General features: G+C 43.1%; 3 protein-coding genes. All 3 read right to left on the reverse strand.

Annotated elements, in window-relative coordinates:
- Nucleotides 1-281: 281 nt before the first annotated feature.
- Nucleotides 282-5,246 carry a right-handed parallel beta-helix repeat-containing protein gene (locus tag JHD79_RS16995; protein WP_199120499.1) on the reverse strand — a complete coding sequence of 1,655 codons (4,965 nt, stop codon included), beginning with the start codon at nt 5,244-5,246 and terminating at the stop codon, nt 282-284.
- A gap of 133 nt (nt 5,247-5,379) precedes the next feature.
- A complete protein-coding gene (locus JHD79_RS17000) occupies nt 5,380-9,708 on the reverse strand; it encodes a LamG-like jellyroll fold domain-containing protein (protein ID WP_199120500.1) in 4,329 nt (1,442 codons plus the stop codon).
- 16 nt (nt 9,709-9,724) lie between these two features.
- Nucleotides 9,725-9,944: hypothetical protein (locus tag JHD79_RS17005; protein WP_199120501.1), on the reverse strand; the 220-nt coding region annotated here is incomplete at its 5' end.

The following is a 9,944-nucleotide window of genomic DNA, read 5'->3' on the forward strand; positions in this document are numbered from 1 at the left end:
AGCAAATTGACGATATTAGACTGTACAAGTCCAACAAAAAACTCTATAAGCATCAAGCTTACAGGATATAAAATTTTATTGTTTTTTATTATTTACTCACTTTTTTGGTAAGGCTTCCCCATTTCCATCAACCTGAGGTGGTTACCATTGCCAAGCGTATGGGTATTTTTGTGCAAAGGAATCCAAATTCCATGGCACGAAAAATAAGTATAATATTTTCTTCAAGAAGAATAACGTTTGACGACAATGATGTTTAAATGGGGTTTTGGTTATATACAGCTTTATTGTTTAATTACTTTTTTAACTATGCTTGCGGTTTGCATTTGCAACCTTACAAAATACACCCCTGTTGGATAGGCAGACAAGTTCACTATTTCGCCAGCCGATTGAGTGCTAATATTTCGCTGCTGCAATACCCTGCCCAGATTATCGCTTAGGCTTAACGAATGGTACTTGCCTGGTGTAAAGGTTAGGGTTATCTTGTCTTTTGTAAGATTAGGGTATAGTCGGATGTCAGAGGTTTGAAGACCGAAGTTTACTGTTCTAACACCCAATTCTGTTGTTGTGCCATTGTTGTCTATTTGTACCAGTTTATAGTAGTTGGTGCCGTTTAGGGGTTGTTTGTCTGTAAAGTTGTAAGTTTTAGGTTCTAAGTTATAAGAAGCTGCCGATACCTCACCTATCCTCACAAACCCGTCGTTATCCCCGCTTTCAACTTTCAGCCTTAAGCTTTCCACTTTTCTCCAAATCTCAAAACCTTTGTTGTTACGCTCATTGGTGGTCTTCCATTCTAGTTTGGCATAGTTACCCTCTAGTTTGGCACTATAGCTAACCAAAGTTACTGGAAGTGGTGCGCCTATTATGGTAAGTTGCTGCACTACATTTGTTGCCGCCAAATAATTGCTATCGCCGGTTTGGCTTGCGGTAATATTGGTATTGCCTTCGCCTTTTATTTTTACTTTCCAACCGCTGTTCCAATAAACTTCGGCAACGGCGGTGTTGCTGCTGGTGTAAGTTACTGCCAAAGTGCTGCTTGCTGTTGCGGTTAGGGCAAAATCGGCAGTAGAGGTGGTTTTGGGGTCTAAAGCAGCAAAATTGATGGTTTGGCTAGCTTTGTTTACCGTAAGCGTTAAAGTTTTTGTGCCTGTATCGTAGTCTGCAGATGCCTGCTGCGTGGCGGTAATAGTAGCCGTTCCTGCCCCTACAATAGTTACCGTACTACCACTAATGGTGCAAACAGAAGTATTGTTGCCCGTATAGGTAAATGCTCCGTTGTTACTGCTTGTGGGGGCTGTTAAGGTAAAATCGGCATCGCTGTAGGTTTTGGTAATGTCAGCAAAACCGGATATTGTGGGAGAAAGTAATCCCTGATATTCGTAAGCGCCCATATCAATAGTGCCGCCTGTGGCATAGTTGTATATACGAGGATTGGCAGACAAATCAAGCCCCGAGCCTCCCCCAGCCCCTCCAGAGGAGGGGGGTGCAACGCCGCCGTTAACGGCATTCCAATACAATTGGTTATCGCCTTTGGCTATGACAGGGCTACCGTTTTTAAGCGTATAATCACCGGCCGCATAATCTTTAAAAATATCGGTTACTGCCAAACTTGTGGCATTTATATTACCTGTACCGGTAGGATTTACCCCTTTTATCAAAGAATATGTTGCGATATAGCTACCCGTAACGGTTTCCCAAATAATGGTGTTTCGCAAAATAGGCGTTCCGCTGTATGTATAAAAACCACCACTGCCGTTATTGGCAATTGTGGTGTTGATTAGGGTTGGCGAGGAAGAAGAATTATACATTCCACCACCGTAAGTTGGTGCTGAATTTCCGGTAAAACTACTATTGGTAATGGTTGGCAAGGAAAAAGAAGCATTATACATTCCGCCACCGTATAAAGTAGATGTATTTGCGGTAAAATTACAGTTGGTAATGATAGGCAAAGAAGAAGAATTAAACATTCCGCCACCGTAATCAGCCTTATTACCTGTAAAACCACAGTTGGTAAGAGTGGACGAAGCATAATAATTAAACATTCCGCTACCGTAATAAGCCGTATTTGCGGAAAAAATGCAGTTGGTAACAGTAGGCGAAGCATAATAATTAAACATTCCGCCACCGTAATATCTGGCAACCCCATAGCTGTTTACGGAAATATTTTGGTTGTTACCTGCTGTACTATATCCGCCCGTAACGGTAAAGCCGTCTAACTTTGCATTGCCCACTTCGCCCGACGAAACCACAACGTGGTATGTATTATCGGTATTTACGCCAACTGTTCCTATATCGCCGCTAAGGATGGTGGCATTTGCCGCCCAGTTTCTTTGTTCCAAAGCCGTCTCCGTTCCGGCAAACCCACCATATAATTGTACATTTTTTACCATTACAAAGGCATTGTCCCGTCCGCCGTCTGTGGTATAACTTGCATCTGCCGCATTATACATTGGCTTGTAAGTGCCTTTTGCAACGTATATTTTTAAGGGATTAGCCGTTGTAAAACTATTCTTTGCTCTTGCCCATTTCAGCGCATCGGCAAGTTGCGGTATGGCGTTTGCCCAAGTGTTGCCGCTACCTTCGCCTGTGGCATTAAAGTTTACGTATAAAACATTGTTGGCATCGGGTTCGGTTAGTACGGTTTGGTTTTCGTAAGCACCTATATCAATGCTGCTGTTTACCAATCTTTTATTGCCCAAAAGGTCTTTGTCCGTCAAACTTCCATTGCCTTTGTCGACATCGGTGTAATAGGCATTGCTGCCTTTATTAATTGCAGGCGAAGCAGTCCCCAAGGTATAATCGCCATTGGCAACATTGAAAAACAAAGGGTTTGTGTTTACCAAATTATTATCGGCGGTGTTGCCTGTGGTGTAACTTTGGGTAATGCTGTTTTTTACGGTGGCGTGTCCTGCGCCATCGTTGGCAATATCGGCCCCTGCTGTTGCGGCATTTCCGTTTATCTTATTATCCCAAATAATGCTGTTGTAGATATATGTGGTAGAACTGCCGTTAAAGATACCGCTGTAATTGTCGGACGTGTTGCCTGTAATGGTTACGTTGACAAGCACCGGCGATGAATTGTTATAATTGATGATAGTGCCTTTGTATTTGGCATAATTGCCGGTAAAAAGCACATTGCTAACCACAGGCGAGGCGTTTTGATTAATCATACCGGCACCGTCCCACTCTACTTTGTTGTTTTTTATGACCAGATTTTTATATGCCGCCGATGAACCGAAATTATAGATACCTGCACCATGGTTATCGCTAAGACTGTTGCCCCCTACCGTGGTGTTGGTGCCACCGTTGGCATTGCCATCTGTAATGGTAAAGCCATCTAAAAGGGCGTTTCCAATACTGCCCGATGCCATTACCACGTGGTAAGCATTGTCGGAAATATCGTTGGCTACTCCCAAATCACCGCTCAAAACAGAGCCAGTTCCTCCTAAAGAGGGAGATATACGGGCATCATTTAATGTTTTAATGTTGTTATCAGGATCAAATCCGCCATAGATTTGTACATTGTTTACCATTACAAAGGCATTTTTCCTGCCACCGTCTGCGGTAAAGTTTCCGTCAGTTGCATTGTACATAGGTTTGTAAGTACCTTTGGCAACGTAAATTTTCAAAGGATTTGCAGCAGTATAATTGTTGTTTATTCTTGCAAATTTCAAAGCATCGGCCAATTGCGGGATTGCGTTTGTCCAAGAATTTCCTGTTCCTGTTCCGCCAGAAACATAGGCATTTACATAGAGAATATTATTGGTGCTGGGCAAAATATTCTGATATTCATACGCCCCTAAATCGATAACACCGCTTTGATTATAATTATAAACACGAGGATTTCCTGCCAAATCGAGCGTGCTTGCACTTAAGCCCGCAAACAAAGCATTGCTTCCCGCATTTATTGCCGGCGAATTGGGCTTCAACGTATAATCGCCGCCCGAATAATCGGTAAAAATATCGGTTGCGCTATAAGTTACTGCCTTGATGTTGCCGTCACTGGTAGACGTTGAGCCTTTTATCAAAGAGTATTTTGGCGTGTAAGTTCCGTTTATCGCTTCCCACACAATACTGTTTTGCATAGCAATAGTGCTGTTCAGACTAAAAAGACCATTGCCACCGTTGTTGGCAATGATTACGTTGGTCAGCGTAAGCGAAGAAGAACTATTGTCGTATATTGCATAACCAGGAGAAGCGCCCGTATTGCCGGTAAAACTACTGTTGGTAATGGCTGGCGAAGAAGAAGCATTATACATTGCGCTACCGAAAGAAGTAGTAAGCGTATTGCCTGTAAAACTGCAATTGGCAATAGTTGGCGAAGCTAAAGATTGGTTAGCCATGCCGCCACCGGAGTTGCCTGCCGAGTTGCCTATAAAACTGCAATTGGTAATGGTTGGCGATGAAGTATAATTGTACATGCCACCACCGTAACCGCTGGAGTTGTTACCGCTAAAAGTGCAGCCCGAAACAGTAAGTGCAGACGAGGTGCTCTGGTTAGCCATTCCGCCGCCATAGCCGCTGGAGTTGTTGCCAGTAAAACTGCAATTGGTAATGCTTGGAGCAGCATCGGTAACATTAAATATTCCACCGCCGTATGGCGATACGTTATTTGTAAAACTACAATTGGTAACAACGGGCGAGGAAGATACGTTATACATTCCGCCACCATAAGACCTGTAAATCGCATTACTGTTTACCGTAACCAAGCCGGAATTAGATGATGTAGAATAACCGCCCGTAACCATAAAACCATCCAATCTTGCTGTTCCGATACCTCCCGAAGAAATGAGAACGTGATAGGTATTGTCGGTTGCTGTTCCGACAGTTCCGATGTCGCCACTTAATATCGTGTTTGTATAATCTCGTGTATGGGTCAGGTCGTCAATATTGTTTGCAGGGTCGAAACCTCCATAGAGCTGCACGTTATTGACCATTACAAAGGCATTGTCACGGTTGGCGTTGGTGGTAAAACTGGCATCTGCCGCATTATACATTGGCTTGTAAGTGCCTTTGGAAACGTAAATCTTTAAAGGGTTGCCTGATGTAAAGTTGTTTTGTTGCCTTGCCCATTTCAGGGCATCAGCCAACTGCGGAATGGCATTTGCCCAAGAATTGCCGCTGCTTGTACCGCCCGAAACATTGACATTTACATATAAAATATTATTGGTATCGGGCGTTTGCGCTTTACTAAGTAAAGAGGATGTGGATATTAATAAAATGGTTAGAAATCGTAAAGATTTATACATGCAGTGTAGTTTGGTTTTAACCACAAAGTTAAACCACACGTTTCTTGTCCCTAAATTTTAAACGTACAATTTTGTCCAGTTTTATAAAACTGGACAAAATTTAACCAAAACATCAAGAATATATTTCTAGATCCTATTGCTTAATGACCTTCATGATTTGTTTCCCTTCTCTGCCATTTACTTTCAATAGATAGGTACCTGATGGATAAATACCCAAGCTAACGGTGTATTCTTCTATTCCTTTAGCAAGCTCATAACGTTGCAATACCCTGCCTATAGGGTCTGACAACTCCAACTGTTGATACGTACCAGCTGTAAAACGGATCGTCACCTGATCTGTTGTGGGATTAGGATATAGTCGGATGTCCGATGTCGGAAGACCGAAGTTTACTGTTCTAATACCCAATTCTGTTGTTGTGCCATTATTGTCTATTTGTACCAGTTTATAGTAGTTGGTGCCGTTTAGGGGCTGTTTGTCTGTAAAGTTGTAAGTTTTAGGTTCTAAGTTATAAGAAGCTGCCGATACCTCACCTATCCTCACAAACCCGTCGTTATCCCCGCTTTCAACTTTCAGCTTTAAGCTTTCCACTTTTCTCCAAATCTCAAAACCTTTGTTGTTACGTTCATTGGTGGTCTTCCATTCTAGTTTGGCAAAGTTATTTTCCTTTCTGGCCGTGTAGCTTAGCAAAACCACTGGTAAAACAGGTTCTGTGGTCAACACACTTGCAGTAGCTGATATTGCGCCCTGACCGCTGACACTTGTTTTATCTGCCCTAACACGGTAATAGTAGGTTGCATTGCCGTTTAGGCCCGTAATTTCCTTTGTTAAAGCATTTACGGCAAATGGAGAACCTGTAATTGGCAAATCAAAATTAGGATCCGTAGCGACCTCTAAAATATAGCCGTTATCTACAATACCATTTACCGGTGCAGTCCAATTGGCATTAAAACTGGTGAAGGTAACTGCTGTGGCATCAGCTACAGTTGGCACCACCATGGCATAACTCTCTATCCAATTACTGGTATTGCCTGCCAATTCAAAATTCTTTACACTGCCATTAAAAGCATTGTTCCCTTGGTCGGTAAGTACATCGCTTTTGCTGTTAGTCGCTTGATCAAAGTTATAATAAGCTACCAAAGCCGCTGGATTAGAAATATTGTTCAACATATCCATCTTAATTTCAGCTTCGGTTAAAGCCGCACGGTATAGCTTTACCTCATCAATACTCCCTTTGAAATAGGTATTTTCCGAGGCATTTTTACCAATAGTAATATAATGTGCAGCATCAAGCAACACCGCTTCATCCGTTAAAGTGCCATTGCCTACTTCTTTCCCATTAGCATAGATTTTATAGCCCGAAGGAGATACCACATAAGCGACGTGCAACCAGCGATTAATTGGATAGTTGTAATTGGCATCTGCGGTATTAGTCATCCATGAAGTGCCTTTCCCAATATCGCCATGTATCTTATTTCCTCCTGTTAATTGCATGTCGAAAGTATTATCCCCACCTTCTCGGGTACTAAAAATATGCATCGCCTTAGTCGCATGTCCTGGTTTTACCCAAGCCATTACGGTAAAATTGCCCTTCACCACCGTAGATTGGGGCTGCATCGCTACATGGTCGTCGCTACCATCAAAATTCAAGGCATTCCCTGGAGGGCTGAAGGTTTGTAAGGTAACCGCTATGGCTGGAGAGAACGCTCCCTGTCCAGTAACGCTTTGCTTGTCTGCCGCCACTCGGTAATAGTAAGTGGCATTTGCTGCCAAGCCAGTAATTGTTTTTGTTTGCGCAGCCACCATAAAAGGAGAACCTGCTGCAGGTGTGGTAAATTCAGCATCAGTGGCTACCTCCAATACATAGCCATTATCTACAATGCCCAATTGAGGGTATCCCCAACGAGCTTCGAAAGAGGATGACGACAAGCTGATTGGCACTGCTGCTGCTGGCAAAACCATTGCATAGCTTTCTACCCAGTTGCTACTATTTCCACTTAAATTAAAACCACTCAACACACCATTTCGTGCATTAGCTCCTTGGTCTTCCAATATTGTTTTTGCGGCGTTATTTAGAGACGGGACACCTTCATCAAAATTATAATGTGCTTCCAGATTAAGCGGCAAAGTAGTCACAGCGTTCATCATTTCTTTATTGATTTCTTCTACGCTCAAGGCTTTGTTGTAAATTCTCACCTCATCCATATCGCCTTTGAAATAGGTGTTTTCTGTTCCACTATAACCTAATTGCAAAAGATGATTAGCATCCATTAGCAAAGGAGTGCCCGAAAAAGTACCACTTTGCTTAAGGCTGCCATTCACATAGATTTGATAACCCGTAGCAGATACCGCATAGGCAATATGCATCCATCTGCCAGCACTGTAATCATAAGTCACATCGGCCGTATTACTTAACCAAGCATTAGCAGACCCTATATTTGCGTGAATGGTGTTACCTTGTTTCAACTGCAGGTCAAAACCATAACCTCCAGCAAACTTGGTACTCAACACATGCATGGTTTTGGTAAAATCTGTAGGACGTACCCAAGCCTGTACCGTAAATGCGCCCGACACTGTATTGTTGCTATTAAAGCTAATCTTGTCATCTACGCCATCAAAATTTAATGCAGCAATAAGCTCTTGGATTTCATAAGCGCCCATATCAATACCGGCACCAAGCACTCTTTTGTTACCGCCCAAGTCTTTAGTAATCGTCGAGATATTAGGCGATTCGGCATTACCATAGTAGCTGGTACTGCCCGCATCAATGGCTGGACTTCCGCTTCTCAATTGATAATCCCCATTTACATCCTTAAATTGAGGATCGGCGGCAATATTACCAGTACCTGAAAAGCCTCCCTGCACCAGACTATATTCTACTGTAGTAGCCCCCGGATTACCAATTCCATTATTATTGCCCCATATAATGGAGTTCCGAATCTTGCTCAACGAGTTGTCGTAATGATAAATGCCACCTCCTGCATCAGCTGTATTCTTAGTAATGGTCACGTTGGTTAAAACAGGTACGCTGGTATAGCCATTATAAATCGCCCCACCTTCTAAACCCGTGTTGTTGGCAAATAATACATTGGTTAAAATGGGCGATGATTCTTCATTACAAATACCACCACCAGAGTTAAATACTTTTACCGCATGGTTATCAGTAATACTAACATTGGTAAAAATAGCATTAGAACCACCCTTATTATAAATCCCGCCACCAGAGTATCCTGTATTTCCGTCTATGATTACATTTTTTATAATAGGAAACGAACTATAGTTTACAATCCCCCCGCCCAAGCTAGTTGCATTATGCCCAGTAGCTATATTTCGGGAAACGATTACATTTTCAATTAATGGCGACGAAGATCGGTTACTTATACCTCCACCACCTACATAAGCAGCGTTGCCGATGATTTGCAGATTACTTAATCGTGGCGAAGATTCAGTACAACTTATTCCACCACCATTCCCCGTGTAAACCGATACGCCGTTTACCGTGATATACTCTGTAGATCCAAACCTAAGGGCATTACCACCAGAAATGGTAAAACCATCAAGCAATGCTGTTCCTACAGGCCCTGCACTAACCACTACATGATAAGCATTATCGGCCATATTTTGCATGCTTAAACCTAAACCTTTACCTATTAATAGATCATCTCCCTGAAAATCGCCGCTAAGTGTAGTCTTATTTGCTTGAATATTTAAATCTCTTTGCGACAGGAACTGTTCGACGCCAGTGAAACCGCCATACACCTCTACATCTGCTTTCAATAAAAAGGCATTATTTCGATCGTTGACCGCAATGGTATTTACATCGTTTGCTTTCCGTTTGGGAATATAAATGCCCTTTGCCACCCACACCATATCATACATAGATGAATTGTTGATCATTAACTGCAGATCGTCTGAAGCATTTGCCCATGAAGAACCATCTTTGTTACCTGCACCATTTTGGCTAACATAACGAGTGGTTGGACTAACCCGATTAATGGATAAAGTATAAGTTCTACTTGATGAACCATCCGTTACTTTTACTTCGAGGGTATTGACCCCAAAGTTTAAGGGAATTGCAGGTGATAACACCCCGCTAGTGAGTGTACTAAAGCTTCCTCCATTCACTTTCATTTCTATGATTGAACCGGCATTGGGCTGTGCGGCCAATAGCTGAAAGTCTGCATTGGCCGTTATGGCAGTATAAGTAAATTGAGTAGCGCTAAAAACTGGAGAAAAATTAATGTTATTGATGGAAAGCGCATTTAAATAATCGAACGCTAAAGCAGTGGTTGCTTTTGTAACGGCACTATAAGCTCCTTTTTGAGCAATACCTGTATTTTTTTGGGCTGATACCCGATAATAATAATCTGTACCCGATAAAAGACCCGCAATATTTTGTGAGGTTCCAGTAAGCGTAAATGGCGAGCCTACAATAGGATTATTAAAGCTTGAATTGCTAGCCATTTCCAGCACATATTGTTCAACAACACCATTTGTTGGTACCTGCCCTGTCTCTTATACACATCTCCGAGCCCACGAGACCTGCGTTACCATCTCGTATGCCGTCTTCTGGTTGAAAAAGGGGGGGGGGGGGGGGGGGGGGGGGGGGGGGGGGGGGGGGGGGGGGGGGGGGGGGGGGGGGGGGGGGGGGGGGGGGGGGGGGGGGGGGGGGGGGGGGGGGGGGGGGGGGGGGGGGGGGG

It is taken from the genome of Pedobacter sp. ASV28, assembly GCF_016428855.1.
In the GTDB taxonomy this organism is placed as follows: Bacteria; Bacteroidota; Bacteroidia; order Sphingobacteriales; family Sphingobacteriaceae; genus Pedobacter.

Bases quoted from the DNA above. Each gene is read 5' to 3' on its own strand.
- JHD79_RS16995 (WP_199120499.1), bottom strand. From the start codon at position 5,246: ATGTATAAATCTTTACGATTTCTAACCATTTTATTAATATCCACATCC.
- JHD79_RS17000 (WP_199120500.1), bottom strand. From the start codon at position 9,708: ATGGCTAGCAATTCAAGCTTTAATAATCCTATTGTAGGCTCGCCATTT.